This window comes from Dechloromonas sp. ZY10 (assembly GCF_041378895.1).
In the GTDB taxonomy this organism is placed as follows: domain Bacteria; phylum Pseudomonadota; class Gammaproteobacteria; order Burkholderiales; family Rhodocyclaceae; genus Azonexus; species Azonexus aquae.
On the sequence record NZ_CP144212.1, the window covers coordinates 2,353,700 to 2,375,462 of the forward strand.

Sequence of the window (21,763 nt, forward strand, 5' to 3'; positions counted from 1 at the left end):
AGAATGCGCGAGCGACACCGCTCAGGGCTTGGCCTGCAGGCTGACCGCGCCGAGTTCTTCCTGGCCGCGGGCGCTGGCGTTTTGCGCGCTCTTCGGCGGCCAGGCCAGCGGCAGGCGGACTACTTCGCGGCCGCCGCCTTCGCGCGCGGCTTCGACGAACAGCGTGTAATTGCCGGGCGCCAGCTTGTCGAGCGGCGTCTTGCCACCGACAAAATTCAGGGTATGCACACCGGGGGCACGGGTCGCGCTGCTGACGGCATCGAGCGGCAGTTCAAGGTCGCGACCGCCCTTGCGCCACCACTGGCGCAGATCCTTCATCCATTTGAGGCCGGCGTTGTCTTTCTTTTTCTGGTCATACCACACCGCCAGGTGCGTCGTTTGTGCCGGCTCGCCGCCCTCCAGCCAGACGGCCAGGTAGGGTCGGTGGTATTCGGCGACCGGCAGCGGCGGAATTTCGACCTTGAGCGACAGTTCAGCGGCCGCAAGCGGCCCGGCCAGGACGCACAACAGGGGAAGCAGGATGCTTTTTTTCATGGGAGCTTACTTTCTCGAAAAATCAATGGAAGCAGAGCAGGATGATCAGCAGCGGCAGCACAGCACCAGCGGCGACCAGCGGCCAGGTTGCCGCCCGTTGCGCGGCGTGGCGATGCAAAATCCACAAGCCGCTGAACGAAAACACCAGGCTACCAACCGCGATCAGGTCGATGAACCAGGCCCAGGCATCGCCGGTATGACGGCCCTTATGCAGGTCGTTGGCCCAGGCGATCCAGCCTCGGTCGCTGCGTTCGTATTCGATTTCGCCACTCTCCGGATCGAGCCGCAGCCAGGCATCGCCGCCAGGTCGCGGCAAGGGCAGGTAAACCTCGTCCGGCGACCACTCGGCGGCGATCCCGGTCAGTCCGCGCAAGCCCCACTCGCCGGCCAGCCAGGCCCGCACCGAGGGCGGCAAGGCGGTCTGACGGTTGGCGCTGGCCAGCGTAGTCCGCAACTCGACCAGCAAGCTCGGCGGCAACACCGCCTGACGCCGGTCAATGCTCGCCTGCGCCTCGATCGTGCCGGCATGGTTGAGAGTGACTCCGGTCGCTGCGAAGAGCAGCATGCCGACCAGACACAAGGCCGAGCTGATCCAGTGGATGGTCAGAAACAAGCGCAGCGAGGCCGAACGTCCGGCCAGCGCAGCGTGGGCGGACGAAGTGCCAGAAGCAGAGGGAAAATCAGGGGAATTCACGGTCAACCAGCCAAAAACGGAGAATTCCCGCCCGGCATCGAGCCGCAGCCAATGGGCAACCCGCGCTTTCTGGTCGAAAGCAAGGCAGGACGGGGGAACGATGGCTGGCGAGGCAAGCACCGCAGTCACCAACTGCGAGTACCGCCCTTTTGGCTGGCTGGCCGCAATATTAATTGATAATGGTTCGCAATAGCAAGAAGTCGCCCCCGAGCGACCGCGCCGGCAAGGCTCCGCAGCAACTGTCAGCGCGATCGCCGCTCAGAAGCCCTGACTGCCGGCGACCGCCATTCGCCGCCCTGACCGTGCCGCATGGCACCGACCTCCTCGATCACGCCCACTCCTGCGACTGCCGGAGTGCCTGGCAAAACACCGCCCCCCGGCGTTTCAGTTCTTGCGGCCGTGTCCGGTCGGTTTCTGGGTAGCGGCGAGCAGGCCACGCAGGATATTGATTTCTTCGCTCTCCAGCCGGGCCCGGGCAAACAGGCGCTGCAGCTTGGGCAAGAGCCGTCCCGGCTGCGCCGGGTTGTAGAAGCCGGTGTCGGTCATCACCTGCTCCAGATGTCCGAGCAGGCCGGCAATTTCGCGATGGCTTGCGGCCGGCGCGGCATAGACCACCTCACCGCCGACCAGCGGCGGCTGCCCGGCGAAGGCGCTCATCCGGCACTCGTAGCACATTACCTGCGCCGCTGAACCGAGGTTCAGCGAACTGAACTCGGGATTGGTCGGGATCGATGCAACCGCCTGACATTCGCTCATCTCGACATTGCTCAGGCCATAGGTTTCGTTGCCGAACACCATCGCCACCGGGCCGTGCCCGGCCTCGCCGAGCAAACGTTCGACGCCTTCGCGCGGACCACCTAGCGCCGGCCCGAGTTCGCGCGGCCGCGCCGACACCGCCAGCGCGAAGCAGGTATCCGCCAGCGCCGAGCGCAGATCGGGGACGACCCGCGCAGCCTGCAGCAGATCGACGGCACCGGTCGCCCGGGCATCGGCCTCGGCGTCCGGGAACTGACGCGGCTCGACCAGCCACAGATCGCTGAGCCCCATGGTCTTCATCGCCCGCGCCACAGCCCCGATATTGCCCGGGTGACTGGGTCGGCAAAGCACAACCCGGATACGGGCCAGCAGGTCTTCGGGTTTCATGGTGTAAAATCCTGTTTTTCCAAAATCCAGCGGGCGGCTCCCGGCCCCCCGTCAGCTCTTTAAGTCATGCATCCAGCCCTGAATATCGCCATCAAGGCGGCGCGTCGCGCCGGCCAGATCATCAATCGCGCTTCCAACGACCTCGACTCGCTCAAGGTCGCCAGCAAGCAGCCCAACGATTTCGTTACCGAAGTTGACCGCACTGCCGAAGCCGCGATCATCGAAACCCTGCAGGAGGCGTATCCGCATTACGCGATTCTAGCAGAGGAGACCGGCCACACCGCCGCCCGCTCCGGCCAGGAAGCCGAGTACCAGTGGATCATCGACCCGCTCGACGGCACCACCAACTTCATTCACGGCATGCCGCAGTACGCGATTTCGATTGCACTGGCCAAGGGTAATGTGATCGAACAAGCGGTGGTCTATGACCCCAACCGTAACGAACTGTTCACCGCGACCAAGGGCGCCGGCGCCTTCCTCAACGAGCGCCGCATCCGCGTGTCGCGCCGCCTCAAGCTAGGTGAGGCACTGATTGGCACCGGTTTCCCCTACCGCGAACTCGGCCACCTCGACACCTATCTGGCGATTTTCCGTGAACTGGTCGAAAAGACCGCCGGCCAGCGCCGCCCTGGCGCCGCCTCGCTCGATCTGGCCTACGTGGCCTGCGGCCGCTACGACGGTTTCTGGGAATTCGGCCTGTCGCCGTGGGACATGGCCGCCGGCGCACTGCTGATTTCCGAGGCCGGTGGCCTGGTCAGCGACCTGCGCGGTGATGCCAATTACCTCGACACCGGCAACATCGTCGCTGGCACGCCCAAGGTCTTCGCCCCGATGCTCAAGCTGATCCAGGATCGCCTGCCTGAATCCCTGCTCAATCGCGGCTAAGCGCCGCGACCGACACGCCCGACCGCCACCCTGACGACGGCGGGCGCTTTCCCTCCCCGGCTAATCCGTATTACCCTTTCGTTATAAACAAAACAACGAGGGGAAAGCCGATGAAAACCCTGGTCAATCGGCTGCAACATACGGGAGACCTGTGGGGAGGCATCGCCGCGATGCTGGTTGCCCTGCCGGCGGCCATCGCCTTTGGCGTCACCATCTACGCCGCCATCGGCCCCGAATTCGCGGCGCTCGGTGCCCTCGCCGGGATCATCGGCGCCACCCTGATCGGCCTGATCGCCTCAACCCTGGGCGGCACCGACCGCCTGATCAGCGCCCCCTGCGCTCCGGCCGCCGCCGTCCTCTCCGCCTTTGCCATCGAAATGGCGCAGCAAGGCAGCGACCCGACCCGGATCGTGCTCAGCCTGCTGCTGCTCGGCATCCTCGCCGGCGTGTTCCAGACGCTATTCGGCTTTGTCGGCATCGGCCGGGTGATCAAGTACATTCCGTACCCGGTGGTCAGCGGCTATTTGTCGGGCGTCGGCTTGATCATTGTCGGCAGCCAGCTACCCAAATTTGTCGGCGCCGGTGGCGGCCACTGGTGGGAAATTGCCAGTTCCCCCTGGCTGTGGGACTGGCGGGCACTGACCATCGGCCTGGCCACGGTGGCCGGAATGCTGCTCGGCCCGCGCCTGATCCAGCGCATTCCCGGCACTCTGCTCGGCATCGCCGCCGGAGTCGGCTGCTATTTTCTGCTCGCGCTGCAGGATGCCAGCCTCTACCAGCTAAACGACAACCGGCTGATCATCGGGCCGCTCGGCGCCCGTGGCGAAGGCTTTCTCAGCGCCATCCACGAACGCTGGACCGAGGTCGGTGAATTACGCCTCAACCAGGTCGGGGCGCTGTTCGGCAGCGCGCTGACGCTGGCCGCGCTGCTGTCGATCGACACGTTGAAAACCTGTGTCGTGCTCGACCAGATGACGCGCAGTCGCCACGACCCGAACCGCGAACTGGTCGCCCAGGGCATTGCCAACATCAGTTCCTGCGCCGTCGGCGGACTGCCCGGCGCAGGCACCATGGGGGCGACCCTGGTCAATCTCGGCAGCGGTGCCAACACGCGGGCTTCAGGTTTGATCGAAGGCGTTTCGGCGCTGATCGCCGCCCTGATCCTGGGCAGCTTCATCGCCTGGATTCCGGTGGCGACACTGGCCGCGATCCTGATCGTGGTCGGCCTGCGGATGCTCGACAAGGAACCGCTGCGCTTTGTCGAATCGCGTGCCACCGCACTCGACTTCGGCGTCGTCGTTGCGGTCATCGTCGTCGCCCTCAGTATCGGACTGATCGCCGCCTCGGCGGTCGGCGTGGTGCTCTCGATCATCCTTTTCCTGCGCGAGCAGATCGGCGGCACGGTGGTGCGGCACAAGTTCTACGCCAACCAGATGTCCTCGACCTGGCACCGGCCGGAAAACGAGATGCACATCCTCGAACAGAAAGGCGACCAGGCAGTGATCTTCGAACTGCAAGGCAGCCTTTTTTTCGGCACCACCCACCAACTCTACGGTCAACTCGAAGCCGAGTTGAAAACCCGGCAGTACGTCATTCTCGATTTCAAGCGCGTGCAATCGCTCGACGTCACCGCCACCCATCTGCTGCTGCAGGTGCGCGACAGCCTGCGCGAGCGCGGCGCCCTGCTGCTGCTCGCCAATGTCCGCGAAAACCTGCCCAACGGCCGCGACCTGCGCGAATTCCTCGAACAGACCGGGGTCACCGAGGACAGCGAGGTGGTACGCCTGTTCCCGGAACTCGACAGTGCCATCGAGTGGGTCGAAGACCGCATTCTCGGTGAGCGTGAAGATGCGCCGCCGCAGCAGGAAACACCGATTCAGCTGGCCGAGATGGAGTTGTTCAGGCAGCGCAAGGACGAAACCCTGGCCGATCTGGAGTCGCGGATGATCACCCGGGTCTTCGCCGCCGGCGAAACCATCTACTCGCGCGGCGAACCCGGCGATGCGCTGTACCTGATCCGGCGCGGCGCGGTACGCATCTTCATGCCGCTCGGCGCCGGCCGCAGCCGCCACATCGCGACCTTTGGCCGGGGTGACTTTTTTGGCGGCCTGGCCTTCCTTGACGGCCGGCCACGCAGCAACGACGCGGTCGCCTTCGGCGAAACCGAGGTCTTCATCCTGACCCTGGAACAGTTCAACAAACTGGCCGAAGACCACAAAAAAGTCGCCTTCCTGCTCGTCACCGCCATTGCCCGCGCCCTCGCCGTCCGCCTACGCCACGCCGACAGCGAAATGGCGATGCTGCAGGAGTATTGATCGCCGCTGGCGGCACACGGTCGACCGGGGAAAACCCCGTTTTTTGCGGTCGACCGTGAAAACCCGGTGTTACCACCGAGCTTATTCAAAAATCGAATAACAAGATGAAAACAGGTTCTTAAATGAATATTAAGGACGCGCTACAATTCGCGCCATTCGACAATCCCTGCGGACACCTCAGATGACTCAACGCAATCCGTCCAGCGCCACGCTGTCCCATCTCGACTGGCTCGAAGCCGAGGCCATCCACATCATGCGCGAAGTGGCCGGCCAGTGCGCCAACCCGGTACTGCTCTTCTCCGGCGGCAAGGACTCGATCTGCATGTTGCGCATCGCCGAGAAGGCTTTCCGCCCTGGCAAATTCCCCTTCCCGCTGATGCACATCGACACCGGCCACAACTACCAGGAAGTGGTTGCCTTCCGCGACAAGCGCGCTGCCGAACTGGGCGAGCGTCTGATCGTCCGTTCGGTGGAGGATTCGATGAAGCGCGGCACGGTTGTCTTGAAGCACGAAGGCGAATCGCGCAACAAGCACCAATCGGTGACCCTGCTTGAAGCGATTGAAGAATTCGGCTTTGACTGCTGCATCGGCGGCGCCCGCCGCGATGAAGAAAAGGCCCGCGCCAAGGAACGCATCATGAGCTTCCGCGACGAATTCGGCCAATGGGACCCGAAGAACCAGCGCCCGGAACTGTGGAACCTGTATAACGCCCGCAGCCATAAAGGCGAGAACATCCGCGCCTTCCCGATCTCGAACTGGACGGAAATGGACGTCTGGCAATACATCGAGCGCGAAGGCCTGGAACTGCCGAGCATTTATTTCGCCCACACCCGCCCGGTGGTGATCCGCCAGGGCGCCATCGTGCCGGTCAATGTGCCACTGGTCTCCGGCGAGCTGACCAACCTGCCCAAGGCCGGCGAGGAAATCGTTGAGAAACTGGTGCGCTTCCGCACCGTCGGCGACATTTCCTGCACGGCGCCGGTCGAATCGGATGCCGACACGGTCGAGAAGATCGTCGTCGAAACCGCGACCACCACGATTACCGAGCGCGGCGCCACCCGTCTGGACGACCAGACCAGCGAAGCCTCGATGGAACAACGCAAGAAGGAAGGCTACTTCTAGGATCGAGTTATTCGGAGCGAGCTGCCAGCAAAAACCGCGCACTCGATCCTCGATCCTGAATCCTTGATCCTCGCCCCCACGGAAAACAGAAATGTCCACACAAGACCACATTGAAGACCACGGCCTGCTGCGCTTTCTCACCTGCGGCAGCGTCGATGATGGCAAGAGCACGCTGATCGGCCGCCTGCTGTTCGACACCAAGACCATCCTCGCCGACACCCTGAACGCCATCGAAAAAACCTCGCAGAAGCGTGGCATGAGCGCGGTTGATCTGTCGCTCTTGACCGACGGCCTGCAAGCCGAGCGCGAGCAAGGCATCACCATCGACGTCGCCTACCGCTACTTCTCCACCGGCACCCGCAAGTACATCATCGCCGACGCGCCGGGCCATGAGCAGTACACCCGCAACATGGTCACCGCCGCCTCGACCGCCAATCTGGCGATCATCCTGATCGACGCACGCAAAGGCGTGCTGACCCAGACCCGGCGTCACTCGAAACTCGCTGCGCTGGTCGGCATCCCGCACCTGGTCGTCGCGATCAACAAGATGGACCTCGTCGATTACTCGCAGGAAACCTACGAGAAGATCAAGGCCGAGTACCTCGAATTCGCCAAGAAGGTCGGCATCGAAGACATCCGCTTCCTGCCGTTGTCGGCGCTCAACGGCGACATGATCGTCGACCGTGGCGACAGCCTGAACTGGTACGACGGCCCGACCCTGCTCGAAATCCTCGAAGCCGCACCGGCTGCCCATACCGAGCACACCGAGAAGTTCCGCTTCCCGGTTCAGTTCGTCTGCCGCCCGCAGGATTCGGCCAACCCCGATCTGCACGACTATCGCGGCTTCATGGGCCGCGTCGAGTCCGGTTCGATCCAGGTTGGCGACGCGGTCACGGTTTTGCCCAACGGTTTCACGTCGACCGTGAAAGCGGTGCAACTCGGCGGTGTCGACATCCACCAAGGCGTCACCGAACAATCGGTCACCCTGCTGCTGGCTGACGAAATCGACTGCTCGCGCGGTGACATGATCGTCAAGAGCGCAGAAGCCCCGGCGGCGGTCAAGGAAATCCGCGCCACCGTCTGCTGGCTCTCGGAGACCCCGCTCGACCGCGCCCGCACCTACCTGATCCGCCACACCACGCGCGACAGCAAGGCCAAGCTGACCGGCATCAACCACCGCCTCGACGTCAATACGCTGGAAAAGGTTGCCGCCGACAAATTGGCGATGAACGACATCGCCGAAGTCAGCTTCAAGCTGGCCCAACCGCTGTTCGTCGACGCCTACGCCGACAACCGTGCCACCGGCGCCTTCATCGTCATCGATGAGAGCAACAACAACACCGTCGGCGCCGGGATGATCCTGTAAGCGGCCCCGCCGGCAAATCCGGCTTCTGCCACGGTCGACCGTGGCAAAACGTAAAAAACGCCTCGCCAACCTGCGAGGCGTTTTGTTTTTCGGCGGAGTTGTCCGGTGCCTATCGGCAGCGACGGCCAGGCCGGATCGCAACCAGCCACGCCCCCGGTACTCGCTGAACACCTGAGCCAGCTCACCCGTCGCGGCTGCGGCAAACGCCTTGGCGCGGCCGCGTGACGAAAGCATGCAATACTTGCATTTTTCGCCACTGCAGGAGATTTCCGATGCCTATCCCCCTGAAGCGATTGCTCACTGGTGCGCTGTTTGCCGCGCTGCTCGGCGGTGCCGCCCCCTTGTGGGCCGAGGCGCCGCAGCAGAAGACCCAGGTCCCCGGCTACTACCGGCTCAACCTCGGCCAGTTCGAAGTCACCGCGCTCTACGACGGCGCCATCGAACTCGACAGCAAGCTGCTGAAGAACGCCAGCGAGCGCGAGAAGCAGCAGTTGCTGGCCCGCCAGTTCGTCAAGGGCCCCAAAGTGCAGACTGCGGTCAATGCCTATCTGGTCAATACCGGGAGCAAGCTGATCCTGGTCGATGCCGGCGCCGCCAAGCTGTTCGGGCCGTCGCTGGGCCATATCGGCGACAACCTGAAGGCCGCCGGCTACAGCCCGGAGCAGGTCGACGTGGTACTGCTGACGCATCTGCACGGCGACCATGTGAATGGTCTGGTCACGCCCGATGGGCAGATGGCCTTCCCGAACGCCGAAATCTGGTCGAGCAAGGCCGACAGCGATTTCTGGCTGAGCGAGGAAACCGCCGCCCAGGCGCCGGCCGACTTCCAGGCCTTCTTCAAAATGTCGCGCGATGCCGCCGCCCCCTACCGCGCCGCCGACAAATGGCACACCTACATCAACGAGCGCGAACTGCTGCCCGGCGTGTTCAGTGTCGATACCCGTGGCCATACCCCCGGCCACGCCAGCTATCGCTTCGTCAGCGGCGGCCAGCGGCTGCTGGTCTTGGGCGACCTGGTGCATAACCATGCGGTGCAGTTCCCACGCCCGGAGGTTGCGATCGAGTTCGATACCGACCCGCAGCAGGCGGTCGCCGCGCGCAAGCGCATCTTCGACCTGGCGGCGCGGCAGAAGCTGATGGTCGCCGGCATGCACCTGCCCTTCCCCGGGATCGGCCATGTTCGCCGCGAAGGCAGCGGCTACGCCTGGGTTCCGGCCGAGTTCGCACCGCTCGGCAAGTAAGCCCGGCAGCCACGAATGGGCAAATATCGGCCAACTGCCCGGTATTTGCCCATTTTCACGGTCAACGACCGCCTTGAGCCAAAATTCCAGAGTTCCTTGATGCTGCTGCTGCGCTATCCGCTCTACTTCTGTGCCCTGCTGATCATGACCGTGATCGCGATGATCATCACCCCGCTGCTGCCGGCCTTTGCCCGCCCCCGGCTGGGACCGATCAACAATAACAACGGCAGCGGCGTCGAACCGCGCCTGCCGCACTGGCTGGCCTGGTTCGACACCCCGGACAACAGCCTGCTCGGTGACCTCGCCTGGAAGGCGACGCACAACGGCGGCTACGGGTCGCAAGTGCAGTGGCTCTACCGCAACCAACTCTATGGCTTCAAATAGGGGCCGCTGGCGGCGCCGATGCACGCCGCCGAGCGGATCATCCACGGCGACCCGACGATCAACCGCAACAACGGCCGCTTCGGCACGATGAGCATCCGCATGCGCAGCTACTGGCAATGGAAATGCGTCAAGCCGATCGGCCGCAGCGGCTACTGCGTGATGCTCAATTTCGGCTGGCTGCTCGACAACCCGCAGCCGCCGCGCGCGCTGTACATGCTCTCGCCGCGCCTGGCCCGGATCAAAACCCCGGATTGACAGCAGGATCGACAAAAATGATAATAATTCTCAAATAACCAGCCAGCCAGCGCCCGCGCATCAGCCAGCCACTTCACCCGAGATGACGCCCGATGCCGCCGCTTGCCACCCGCCCGCAACTCCACCCCCATACCATCCTCGAATGCCTGACGGCCAGCCGTTTCGGCGTCGAATACCAGCCGCTGGTCTGTACCGGCAGCGGCGACATCCTGTGCTATGAGGCGCTGGCCCGTTTTATCACCGCCGACGGCAGGGCCATGCCACCGGACCTGGTTTTCGAAGCCCTGCACGACAACCCGCTGCTGCTGTTGCACGCCGAACTCGAAACCAAGCGCCTGCAACTCGCCGAAGCGCCGCAACACGGGCAACTCTTCGTCAACCTCGATCCGGACAGCTACGCCCAGGGCGAGGACGAGCACGGCGGCAACCTGTTCCTGCCGATTCTCACAGCGCAACGCAGCCGGTTGGTAGTCGAAGTGATCGAAAACCTGCATCTGCAAGATGTGGCGCTGACCCACCGGATGATGGAAGAACTCGAACGGGAAAAAATTCGCATGGCGATCGACGACCTGTCGTCGTCGCGCGGTCTGGTCTCGTACGCTTCGCTGCTCAACGCTGCCTATCTCAAATTCGACCGCAGCTGGCTGGCTGGCGAACTGAGCGGCAGGCAGCGGACAATCCTGACCTGGGCGCTGGCACAGGCGCGCGACCTCGAACTGAAAACCGTGCTGGAAGGGATCGAAACCCCCGAACATCTGGCGATGGCACGGCAGATGGGCTTCGATCTGGTCCAGGGCTTCATCTTCCGTGATCGTTTCGTCCGCCGCGGCTGCCAGCCGAACCAGGGAATCCCCGCCAAACCGCTGGCAGTAGCCGCCTGAAGCAGGGAGAACAGTAAAATTCCCCCTCCCTCATCCCGGTTATTGCGGGTTGAGGCTAGAATGGACGAGTCGCGCCCATACTGTCACGGCGCCTTTTGTCCGCCATGAATCCAGCCACCGAACTCCGCCTCGGAGACATTGCCAGCCGCCAGGTTCTCACCGTTCCACCGGAACAGCCCCTGCGCGAAGTCATCGAACTGTTTGCCGCCCGGCGTGTTTCCTCGGTAGTGGTGGTTGAACAACGGCGGCCGATCGGGATTGTCACTGAACGTGACCTGCTGCGCCTGGCTTGCAGCGGGTACCGCGAAAACCGTCCGGTCCGGGCGGCAATGAGTGCCCCGCTCACCACTGCCCGCGCCGACCTTGATTTTTCTTCCGGCCACGCCCTGCTCTCCAGTCACGGGATTCGTCATCTGGTACTGGTCGATGCTGCTGGCGATCTGGTCGGAGTCGCCAGCGAAACCGACTTCCGCCGGCACATCGGCAATGATTTGTTTGCCTCGATCCAGACCCTGCACGCAGTCATGGAGCCGGCAGCCGACATGCTGCCTCCCGACCTGTCGCTGGCCGAGGTGCTGGAAACCATGGCTGCACACCGCCTCGACCATGTACTGATCGGCGAGCACGAATGCGCCCGGGGAATCATTACCGAACGCGACATTCCCCGCCTGTTGGCAGCGCATATCGACCCCGAGCAAGTAACGGCCGGGGCGGTCATGTCGCAGCCACTGCGTACGGTTCCCGGCGACATCGCAGCCGCCGACGCTGCCCGCCGGATGACCGAGGAAGGCCTGCGCCATCTGATCGTGCTGGCCTCCGATGGACGCGCCATCGGCGTCGTCAGCCAGCACCGGATGCTTGAACGGCTGAGCACCGCACTGATGGAGCGAGGACGCGACCGGTTGGCTGGCCAACTGGATTTGCTGCTCGAAATGACCGGGGTGGGCACCTGGGAATACGATCATCGCCTCGACCGCACGCAGCGCAGCCCGGCGCTCAACAAGATGCTGGGGTTCCCTGCCGGGCATGGCCCGGAACCCCTGGCCGCGATCTGCGAACGGATCGCCGACGACGACCGAGGGCGAGTCGCCACTCTGCTGGCCGAGTTCCGCAGCGGCACCCGCCACCAACTCAATGTCGAATATCTGACTCGCGATGCACGCGGCCTGCCGCGCTGGGTCAGCGTACGCGGCCGCCAGATCGAAAGCACGGCCAGCGGCGAACCGCTGCGGTCAGCCGGCGTGGCCATCGACATCAACGAGCAAAAGCTCGCCGAGCAAAAGCTGCTGGCCAGCGAAAAACGCTTCCGCTCCCTGCTTGAGAACCTTCCGCTGGCGATTTGCCACATCAACGCCGAAGGCGAAATCACCTTTATCAACCAGCGCTTCATCGCCGATTTCGGCTATACCCCGGCCGACCTCCCGCATCTTGCCAATTGGTGGCAACTGGCAGTTCCCGATCCGGATGCGCGGCAACTGGCAGTAGATCGCTGGAACGATGCCAGCGCGCTGGCAGCGCAAGATGGAGAGGTGATCCGTCCCGGCGATTTCGAAATCTGCTGCAAGGATGGGAGCCTGCGCAGCATTGAAATTTCCGGCATTGTGATCGACGAGGAAATTCTCGCCAGCTTCGTCGATGTCACCGAGCGGCGAGCACAGCAGCGCCTGCTCGAATTCGGCAACAACATCCTGCAACTGATTTCGGTCGGCAGCGAGTTGCCGACCATCCTTGACCGGATCTGCCGCGAGATCGAAGCCCATGATCCGCAGATGCACTGCTCTCTGCTCCTGCTCGACGAAGATGGAGTGCACCTCCGTCATGGCGCAGCCCCCAGCCTCCCGCCTTCCTACTGCGCGCTGACCGACGGGATCGAAATCGGTCCGGAGGTGGGATCATGCGGCTCAGCGGCTTACCTTGCCCGCGAAATATTTTCTCCTGACCTGAGCAGCGACCCCCGCTGGCAGAATTTCCGTGACCTGGTCACCCGCCATGGATTGGCCGCCTGTTGGTCCTCCCCGATCCTGTCGACAGAGGGCAAGGTACTCGGCACCTTTGGCATCTACTGGCGGCAGGCACAGCCCGTGCTGACCCCGCAGATTCGGCGCGACATCGCTGCTGCGACCTCGCTGGCGGCAATTGCCATCGAGCGCCAACGCCGCGATACCGCCGTCCTGCGCCTGCACCAAAGCCTGTCGCGCGCTGAATCAATCGGCCAGATCGGAAGCTGGCGCTGGGACCTGCAAAAGCGCAAGGCCTACTGGTCGCCCCAGATGTATCACCTGTTCGGGCTCGACCCAACCCAGCCGGCACCGGATTTCGAGCAGTTCGTGCGCCTGGTGCACCCAGATGACCAGACCCGGGTCCGCACCGCGCTTAACCAGATTCTTGCTGGCAGCAATCCACCGCAAGCCGTCTATCGCCGCCATCCTGACCTGGGACCGGTGCGCTACCTGCAGCCCAGCTACACCACCCTGTACGACGCCAATCGGCAAGCCTATGCCTGTGAGGGAACCCTGGTCGATGTAACGGCAGCGGTACAAAACGAAGAACGCCTGCGCCAGCAACTCGACGAATTGCGCCGCTGGCAGAAGGTCATGCTCGGCCGCGAAAGCCGGGTACTGGAACTGAAGCGTGAGATCAACGCACTGCTCGCGCGCCATGGCGAAGCTCCCCGCTACGGCAGTGTCGAAACCGGCGAGGAACTGCCATGCAGCGATTGAACTTGGCTGGCGCCGCGCTGCTGCTGCTTGCCGGCCTCGCTCAGGCGGCTCCCACCCGGCTTACCGTAGCGATCGACGACGCCTACCCCCCCTACGTGTTCCGCGACGAACAAGGCGAACTGAAGGGTTACCTCCCCGACCTGTGGCGCCTGTGGTCGTCCCGGACCGGGATTCCCGCCCAACTCCAGGCCCGGCCCTGGGCCGAGGCTCAGGCCTTGTTTGCCAACGGCCAAGCCGAGGTGATCGATACCGTTTTCCGTACCCCGCAACGGGAAGCGGTGATGGACTTCTCCCCACCATACGCCAGGCTGCCGGTGCCCATTTTCGTTCACCACCAACTGCAGGGAATCGACAGCCTCAACACGCTGCAACCCTTTCCGGTCGGAGTCAAGGAAGGCGATGCCTGCGCCGAGTACCTCCGCCGGCACGGCGTCCGCCATCTGGTGACCTACCCCGGCTACGAACAACTCACCGCTGCTGCCGCCAACAACAACATCCGGGTTTTCTGCCTGGATGCACCACCGGCCTACTTCATGCTCGCCCGCAGCGGAAAAAGCAGTGAGTTCAGCGAAGCCTTCACCCTGTACGAGGGAGAATTCCACCGGGCGGTGAAAAAAGGCAATAGCGAGTTGTTGACCGTGGTCAACCAGGGTTTTGCCGCGATTTCGCCGGAAGACTACGCCGCACTGGACAAAAAATGGCTCGGCCGCCCCCTGGCGTCGACCAGCCTCGCCGAGCGTCACCTGCCCTATCTGCTGGCCGCCCTGACCTTGCTTGGCCTCTTGCTGCTGCTTTGGAACCGCGGCCTGCAGCGCCGGGTTCGTACGCGCACGCGCGAACTGCAAGGCGAACGCCAGCGACTTTCGGAAATCATGGATCAGGTAGACGCACTGGTCTTCCAGAAAGACGCCGAAGGCCGCTACACCTACGCCAATCCAGCCTTCTGCCGCCTGCTGGGGCAGGAGACCGCCGGCATTCTCGGCCGCAGCGATCAGGCCCTGCTCCCCCCGGAGACCGCCGGACGACTGGCGGCCCTGGACCGACGGGTTCTTGCCGATGGCGAGCCCCTGCTCCGCCACGAAGAGGAGTTGACCCTGCCAGAAGGGGAAAGCCGCATCTATCTGACCAGCCGAACCCCGATCCGCGACCGCAACGGCCAGGTCGTCGGTCTGCTTGGCGTCGCCACCGACGTCACCGAGCAGAGCCGGGCCAATGCGGCGCTGCAGGCTGAAAAGGCCCGCGCCGACGAATTGCTCGCCGAGGCCGGACAAATCCGGCAAATTCTGCTCAGCACACTGGAAGATCAACAGATGGCCGACGCCCAGTTGCGCAAGCTGTCGCAGGCCGTCGAACAGAGTCCGGAAGCGGTAGTGATCACCAACCTCAAGGCCGAGATCGAATACGTCAATGCGGCCTTTGTCCAGATCAGCGGCTACCGGCGGGAAGAAGTGATCGGCCGCAACCCGCGCCTGCTCCAGTCGCGCCAAACGCCACGCCAGCAGTATCAGGAGATGTGGGAAAGCCTGCTCGCCGGCCGCACCTGGCGCGGCGAACTGGTCAACCGGCGCAAGAATGGCGACCTCTATCACGAACAGGCGCTGATTTCCCCTATCCGCTCAGCTGATGGCCGGATCACCCACTACGTGGCGGTCAAGCAAGACATCAGCGAACAACGGCGCCTGACCCGCGAACTCGAACGCTACCGCCATCATCTCGAAGAACTGGTCACCACACGCACCGCCGAACTGGCGGCAGCCAAACAGGCTGCAGAAGTGGCGAATCAGGCGAAGAGCGCCTTCCTGGCCAACATGAGCCACGAAATCCGTACCCCGATGAACGCGATCATCGGACTCACCCATCTGTTGCAAAAGAATGTTCAGGACCCGGCGCAACGCGAACGGCTCAATCAGGTCCGCGACTCGGCCGACCACCTGCTGGCGGTGATCAACGACATCCTCGACCTATCCAAGATCGAAGCCGGCAAGGTCGAACTGGAAAATATCGCCTTCAGTCTCGACAGCCTCTTTGCCCGAGTCGGCATGCTGATGCGCGACAAGGCTCAGGACAAGGGACTCGATTTGGTGGTTGAAACCCCACCGCTATTGCCCGGCAACCTGCTTGGCGATCCGACCCGCCTGACCCAGGCACTGCTCAACTACCTCGGCAACGCGATCAAATTCACTGAACAGGGTCATGTCAGCCTGCGTTGCCAACGACTGGACGAAAACGCGCAGCAGGTACTACTGCGCTTCGAGGTCAGCGACACCGGCATCGGCATCGAGATAGAAGCCCTTGAACGACTGTTCAAGGCATTTGAGCAAGCCGACAACTCGACCACCCGCAACTATGGCGGAACCGGGCTCGGGCTGGCGATCACCCGCCGGCTGGTCCAGCAGATGGGAGGTCAGACCGGTGTTGAGAGCAGCCCCGGCCGGGGCAGCACATTCTGGTTCACCGCCCGTTTCAGCCTCAGCTCGGCGCCAGCCACCGATCTCTTGCCTCCGCCAGCCGGCGACGAGGAAACGAGCGCGGTTCATGGTGCCGGCCGCCACGTCCTGCTCTGCGAGGACAACCCGATCAACCAGGAAGTAGCGCTTTCACTGCTGGCCGATGCCGGGCTGCAAACCACGGTCGCCACCAACGGCCGCGAAGCGGTCGAACTCGCTGCAGCCGGGGGGTACGACCTGATCCTGATGGATATGCAGATGCCGGTCATGGATGGTCTGGAGGCTTGCCGGCAGATTCGTTGCCTGCCACAGGGACAGCATCTCCCGATCATTGCGATGACCGCCAACGCCTTTGCCGACGACCGTGAGCGCTGCCTTGCCGCCGGGATGAACGACTTTCTGCCAAAGCCGGTGAATCCGGCCGCACTCTACCGCTGCCTGCGGCACTGGCTGAGCCAGCCGACCATCCCCGCAACGCCTTCGCCGACCCCCGCGACAACCTCGACATCGACGCCCCTACCCTTGCTCGAAGCAGGCAAGCTCGACCTCGAACGCGCCAGCGCTGTCACCCGGAACGATCCGCAACGCCTCAGACGCCTGCTGGCGATGTTTGCCGAGAGTCACGCCAGCGACCTCGAACGGCTGGGCCTGGAATGGGCCAACCGCGACCTTGCCGCTGCCGAGCGGATCGCACATTCATTGAAGGGCGCAGCGGCAACCCTCGGCATCCAGCCGCTCGACCAGCTGGCCACTGCCCTCAACCTGGCGCTCCGCGAAAACCAGGAGGCAGCCCGGATCGAAGCCTTGCTGAGCAGCACCCGCGCCGAACTGGCGATGGTCTGCGAGTTGATCGAGGCCGATGCACCGCAGTCAAAATCGGCCTGATTTACGGTCGACCGTAAATCAGGCCGAAAAAAAGCCTCCCCGGAGGGAGGCTTTGCGCTTTGCCACGGCAAACGAGCGGGGCTCGGCTTACAGCATGCCCAGCTGACGCGGCAGCCACAGCGACAGGTCGGGCCAGTAGGTGACGATACCGAGGAAGACCAGCATCGACAGCAGCCACGGCCAAACCGCGATGGTCAGTTCGGTGATCCCCATCTTGGTGATTCCGGACGCGACGTAGAGGTTGAGGCCGACCGGCGGGTGACACATCCCGACTTCCATATTCACCACCATCAGGATGCCGAAATGCACCGGATGGATGCCCAACTGGACAGCAACCGGGAACAGGATCGGAGCGAAGATCAGCACGATCGACGACGGCTCCATGAAGTTGCCGGCCAGCAGCAGGATGATGTTCACCGCCAGCAGGAAGGTGATCACGCCCAGACCGTTGCCCAGCATCCAGTCGGCCAGTGCCTGCGGAATGTTCTCGTTGGTCATGATGAACGAGAAGAGCACGGCATTGGTGATGATGTAGAGCAGCATTGCCGACATGTTGGCCGAATTGAGCAGCACCTTCGGCACATCCTTCAGACCCATGTCCTTGTAGATGAACACAGCGACGATGAAGGCATAGACGGCGGACATCGCAGCGGCTTCGGTCGGGGTGAAGATGCCGGAGTAAATCCCGCCCATCACCACCACGATCAGGAACAGGCCCCAGATCGACTCGCGGAAGGTACGCAGACGCTCGGCCCACGACGCCTTGGGCTGGCGCGGATAGTCGAACTTCTTGGCCCGGTACCAGGTCACGCCACCCAGGGTTGCCGCCAGGGCCAGACCCGGAATCACGCCGGCCATGAACAGGGCGCCGACCGAAGTATTGGTCGCCACCGAGTACATCACCATCACGATCGACGGCGGAATCAGAATCCCGAGCGCCCCCGAGGTCGAGATCACTCCGGCACCGAAACGGTTCGGGAACCCCGCCTTGACCATCGCCGGCAGCAAGATCGAACCGATCGCCACCACGGTTGCCGGACTGGAGCCGGAAACTGCGGCAAACAGCGCGCAGGCGAGCACCCCGGCCAGGCCGAGACCGCCATACCAGTGACCGACCATCGAGGTGGCAAAGTTGATCATCCGCTTCGCGACCCCGCCATGGGTAAGGAAGTTGCCGGCGAGGATGAAGAACGGAATCGCCATGATTTCGAACTTCTCGATCCCGGTAAACAATTTGAGCGCCACCGATTCGAGCGGCACCTGGGTCATGGTGAACAGGAAGGTCAGTACCGTCAGGCCGAGCGAAATCGAGATCGGCATACCGGTCAGCATCAGCACAGCCAACAGGCTGAAAATCACCAGTGCGTTCATTGCTGGCCTCCCTTCTTGCCATCGTCGCCCAGCGGTTTGTGCTTGAGGTCGTGCATGTGCAGGTTATCGTCCATGTTGTACGGGTTGGCTTCGACGTGCGCACCTTCCTCTTCCAGGCCATCGACGTGACCATGGTCGTGGTGCGGCAGTTCGCCCGTTTTGATGAAGCCCCAGGTCACTTGCAGGAAGCGGAAGCACATCAACGAGGAACCGAAGGGAATCGCGCTATAGACGATCCAGGTCGGCCATTCAAGATCAGGCGTGATCGGGCCTTCGAACAATTCCTCGCCGGCAATTCCGAGCGCGTTGTAGATCGCGTAGTGAGCGCCGTTTTCCCAGACGAAATGAGCTCCCAGCATGGCCACGATGCCGGTAAAGGTGGCGCCAGCGAGCAGGCCGAAGACGATGAATTTGCCGCGCGCCTTGTCATCCAGGCGGTTGATCAGCACATCGACGCCGACGTGGATGCCGGTACGCACCCCGTAGGCCGCGCCGAACTTGGCCATCCAGACGAACATGATGATGCACAGTTCCTGCGCCCAGCCAACGTTGAGGCTGAGCAACCAGTCCTGCAGGCCGGGAATGTCATAGCCCGACAGGTAGCGGTGCATCACGGAAATGAAGATGATGATAGTCGCCGCCCCCATCAGGAAAGTGACCAGCAACTCCTCAAGGTGATTGAGTATGCGGTTGAACATTGGATTGATCCCCTGTTGTTGTTTTTCAGAGAAATTCGGGGGCCGCAGCCCCCGAATCAGCATTCCCTGAACGGCGACTGCTTAGAGGCTGTCCGGCTTGAAACCGGTGTCCTTATAGACAGCCTGGATCACATCCTTGCCGACCCGGCCCTCCATCTTCTGATGTACCGGGATCAGGGCCTTCTTGAAGGCCAGACGCTCTTCCTTGGTCGGGGTATAGACCGAGGTCTTGCCGCTCTTCTTGACCGCGTCCAGCGCGCTGTCATTTTCAACCTTGGCGATCTGGTTAGCGTAGCGGGTGGACTCTTCCATCGCCTGTTCCAGTTGCTGGCGGATGTCAGCCGGCAAACCGTCCCAGAACTTCTTGTTGACGATCACTGCGTAGCCCAGATAGCCATGCTCGGTCAGCGTCAGGTGCTTCTGCACTTCGTGCATTTTCTGGGTGTACAGATTGGAAATCGGGTTCTCGGTCCCGTCGACCACACCAGTCTGCAATGCCTGATAAACCTCCGAGAAGGCCATTTGCTGCGGCAGCGACCCGAGCGAACGCATCTGCTCTTCCAGCACCTTGGACGACTGAATGCGCATTTTCTTGCCCTTCAGATCGGTCGGCGCCTTGATCGGGTTGTTGGCGGAAAAGGATTTGAAGCCGTTATCCCAGTAAGCCAGGCCACGGATGCCCTTGGGTTCCAGTTTGGTCAGCAACTGCTTGCCGACGGCACCGTTGGTGACCTTACGCAGTGCATCGTAGTCGCTGAAAATGAACGGCAGATCAAAGACTTCGAACTCCTTGACCCCGAGCGGACCGAACTTGGCCAGCGACGGAGCCAGCATCTGGACCGCGCCCAGTTGCAGCGCTTCCATTTCTTCCTTGTCCTTGTACAGCGTCGAGTTGGCATAGACTTCAACCTTGACCTTGCCCTTGGTCATATCCGCCGCCTTCTTGGCGAACATTTCGGCGGCCTTGCCCTTGGGCGTATCGGCGGCAACGACGTGGCTGAACTTGATCACGATCGGCTGCTGGGCATAAGCCCCCAGCGAAGCGGCACAGAAAAACAGGCCGGCCAGCAGTTTGGATACCTTCATTGGTTTTTCCTCCGGGAAATGTAACTTTGTTATTGCGTCACTAAACGTAATTGATTTACACGCCGGCAAAGTATTACCAAAGTCCGATGGGGGGCGTATTGTGGAAATCCACAGGTCGCCGCAACGACAAAAAAAAACCGCCGGACCAGCCGGCGGTTGAAAGCGGCACCCGACCTCGGGGCCACGGGGAGATATCCTTAAGATAACTGCAGGCGGTTCGCCCTCAGTGATGCTCGACCATCGGCCGCGGGGCATGCGGAATCGGCGGCTCAACGGCATCATCGAGAACCAGTTCGGGATGCTCGGCCTCGTCGCTGGTTTCGTTGTTGAGCACGGCGGTGAGTTTTTCGCTATCGAGAGCGTTACACCACTTGGCGACGACCAGGGTGGCGACGCTGTTGCCGATGAAGTTGGTCAAGGCGCGAGCTTCGGACATGAAGCGGTCGATCCCGAGAATCAGCGCCAGGCCGGCCACCGGCACCGTACCGACCGCCGACAGGGTGGCAGCGAGCACGATGAAGCCGGAACCGGTCACACCGGCCGCCCCCTTCGAGGTCAACAACAGGATCAGCAACAGAGTGATCTGGTGCTGCAGGTCGAGCGGAGTATTAGTAGCCTGGGCAATGAACACCGCCGCCATGGTCAGGTAGATCGAGGTACCGTCAAGGTTGAAGGAGTAGCCAGTCGGCACTACCAGGCCAACCACCGACTTCTGGGCACCGGCATTTTCCATCTTGGCCATCAGGCGCGGCAGCGCCGATTCGGACGACGAGGTGCCGAGCACCAGGAACAGTTCTTCCTTGATGTACTTGATCAACTTGACGATCGAGAAGCCGTGAATCTTGGCGATCACGCCCAGCACCCCGAAGATGAACACCAGGCAGGTGAGGTAGAAAGCCCCCATCAAGCTGGCCAGTTGTTGCAGGCTGCCGACGCCGTGCTTGCCGATGGTGTAGGCCATCGCACCGAAAGCACCGATCGGTGCCACCTTCATGATTACGCCGACAATCCCGAACAGCACGTGCGAGAGCTTTTCAATCAGTTCGAAGACCGGCTTGCCGCGCTCGCCAAAGGCGTTCATCGCGTAGCCGAAAAGTACCGAGAAGAACAGCACCTGCAGCATGTCGCCCTTGGCGAAGGCATCGACCACGCTAGTCGGAATCACGTTCATCAGGAAGTCGACCGTGGTTTGCATCTTGCCCGGACCAACATACTTGTCGATCCCCTTGGTATCGAGCGTTGCCGGATCGACATTCATCCCGACGCCCGGCTGCCAGACATTGACGATCACCAGACCAATGATCAGCGCGATGGTGCTGACGACTTCGAAGTAAAGCACGGCATAACCACCGGTCTTGCCGACCTTTTTCATATCCTCCATGCCGGCAATGCCGACGACGATGGTGCAGAAAATGATCGGGGCGATGATCATCTTGATCAGCTTGATGAAGGCATCGCCCAGCGGCTTCATCGCCGCGCCGGTCTCGGGATAGAAGTGCCCGAGAGAAACACCGATGGCGATTGCCACCAGTACCTGAAAATACAAACTGCCGAAAATTGTTTTCTTGGCCATGAGTCCCGCTCCATTGTTGGTATTTGGAATCGCGTACGATTCCCTCCGCGGGGACGCAGTATCGGCATCGATGCTAAGGCGGGCCATTGTGGATTTCCGAATTGTGGATAGCCACAATGCGGAAATCCACAATCGCCGCCAGCCCGTTTTTCTGTTGGTGTA

The 21,763-nt window shown here is 62.4% G+C and carries 17 protein-coding genes; 10 read left to right on the top strand and 7 right to left on the bottom strand.

The genetic code is table 11. The features are described from left to right. Window positions 1–21: 21 nt before the first annotated feature. The 3 genes from VX159_RS10700 to VX159_RS10710 all read right to left on the bottom strand — a co-directional run bounded on the left by VX159_RS10700 (window position 22) and on the right by VX159_RS10710 (window position 2,371). A complete protein-coding gene (locus VX159_RS10700; RefSeq protein WP_371322874.1) occupies window positions 22–534 on the bottom strand; it encodes a DUF2271 domain-containing protein in 513 nt (170 codons plus the stop codon). A 22-nt stretch (window positions 535–556) separates the two neighbouring features. Continuing rightward, complete coding sequence (locus VX159_RS10705) at window positions 557–1,348, bottom strand: PepSY-associated TM helix domain-containing protein (protein ID WP_371322875.1); 792 nt, start codon at window positions 1,346–1,348, stop codon at window positions 557–559. A gap of 264 nt (window positions 1,349–1,612) precedes the next feature. Further along, a complete protein-coding gene (locus tag VX159_RS10710) occupies window positions 1,613–2,371 on the bottom strand; it encodes an RNA methyltransferase (protein WP_371322876.1) in 759 nt (252 codons plus the stop codon). A 66-nt stretch (window positions 2,372–2,437) separates the two neighbouring features. Here VX159_RS10710 and VX159_RS10715 point away from each other — a divergent pair, with 66 nt between their 5' ends. From VX159_RS10715 to VX159_RS10760, 10 genes are all read left to right on the top strand, one after another. Then, window positions 2,438–3,256: an inositol monophosphatase family protein gene (locus VX159_RS10715; RefSeq protein ID WP_371322877.1), complete on the top strand. Its 819-nt coding sequence runs from the start codon at window positions 2,438–2,440 to the stop codon at window positions 3,254–3,256. Between the two features lie 110 nt (window positions 3,257–3,366). Further along, window positions 3,367–5,571: a SulP family inorganic anion transporter gene (locus VX159_RS10720; protein ID WP_371322878.1), complete on the top strand. Its 2,205-nt coding sequence runs from the start codon at window positions 3,367–3,369 to the stop codon at window positions 5,569–5,571. 181 nt (window positions 5,572–5,752) lie between these two features. Then, window positions 5,753–6,694 carry a sulfate adenylyltransferase subunit CysD gene (gene cysD / locus VX159_RS10725; protein ID WP_371322879.1) on the top strand — a complete coding sequence of 314 codons (942 nt, stop codon included), beginning with the start codon at window positions 5,753–5,755 and terminating at the stop codon, window positions 6,692–6,694. A 91-nt stretch (window positions 6,695–6,785) separates the two neighbouring features. Beyond that, window positions 6,786–8,060, top strand: a complete 1,275-nt coding sequence (locus tag VX159_RS10730; protein WP_371322880.1) for a sulfate adenylyltransferase subunit 1 — start codon at window positions 6,786–6,788, stop codon at window positions 8,058–8,060. Window positions 8,061–8,332: 272 nt separating this feature from the next. Next, window positions 8,333–9,301 (top strand): MBL fold metallo-hydrolase, encoded by a 969-nt coding sequence (locus VX159_RS10735; protein WP_371322881.1) that lies wholly within the window; start codon window positions 8,333–8,335, stop codon window positions 9,299–9,301. Window positions 9,302–9,400: 99 nt separating this feature from the next. Continuing rightward, entirely contained in the window at window positions 9,401–9,685 is a 285-nt protein-coding gene (locus VX159_RS10740) for a hypothetical protein (protein ID WP_371322882.1), read from the top strand. 18 nt (window positions 9,686–9,703) lie between these two features. Continuing rightward, a complete protein-coding gene (locus VX159_RS10745; protein WP_371322883.1) occupies window positions 9,704–9,940 on the top strand; it encodes a hypothetical protein in 237 nt (78 codons plus the stop codon). Between the two features lie 92 nt (window positions 9,941–10,032). Continuing rightward, the gene (locus VX159_RS10750; RefSeq protein WP_371322884.1) at window positions 10,033–10,821 is read left to right on the top strand and encodes an EAL domain-containing protein; all 789 of its coding nucleotides are present in this window, start codon (window positions 10,033–10,035) and stop codon (window positions 10,819–10,821) included. Between the two features lie 104 nt (window positions 10,822–10,925). Next, on the top strand, window positions 10,926–13,541 hold the full coding sequence (locus tag VX159_RS10755; RefSeq protein ID WP_371322885.1) for a CBS domain-containing protein: 2,616 nt from the start codon (window positions 10,926–10,928) through the stop codon (window positions 13,539–13,541). Beyond that, entirely contained in the window at window positions 13,529–16,873 is a 3,345-nt protein-coding gene (locus VX159_RS10760; protein ID WP_371322886.1) for a PAS domain S-box protein, read from the top strand. The genes VX159_RS10755 and VX159_RS10760 overlap by 13 nt, the downstream gene beginning before the upstream one ends. Window positions 16,874–16,960: 87 nt before the next feature. On the opposite strand, the gene VX159_RS10765 is transcribed toward VX159_RS10760, so the two are convergent. The 4 genes from VX159_RS10765 to VX159_RS10780 form a co-directional block, all read right to left on the bottom strand. Beyond that, window positions 16,961–18,244, bottom strand: a complete 1,284-nt coding sequence (locus tag VX159_RS10765) for a TRAP transporter large permease (RefSeq protein ID WP_371322887.1) — start codon at window positions 18,242–18,244, stop codon at window positions 16,961–16,963. Next, complete coding sequence (locus VX159_RS10770; protein WP_371322888.1) at window positions 18,241–18,942, bottom strand: TRAP transporter small permease; 702 nt, start codon at window positions 18,940–18,942, stop codon at window positions 18,241–18,243. The genes VX159_RS10765 and VX159_RS10770 overlap by 4 nt, the downstream gene beginning before the upstream one ends. An 81-nt stretch (window positions 18,943–19,023) precedes the next feature. After that, window positions 19,024–20,028, bottom strand: coding sequence for a TRAP transporter substrate-binding protein (locus tag VX159_RS10775; RefSeq protein ID WP_371322889.1), 1,005 nt, complete (start codon window positions 20,026–20,028; stop codon window positions 19,024–19,026). Window positions 20,029–20,251: 223 nt separating this feature from the next. Further along, entirely contained in the window at window positions 20,252–21,601 is a 1,350-nt protein-coding gene (locus VX159_RS10780) for a dicarboxylate/amino acid:cation symporter (protein ID WP_371322890.1), read from the bottom strand. Between the last annotated feature and the right edge of the window lie 162 nt (window positions 21,602–21,763).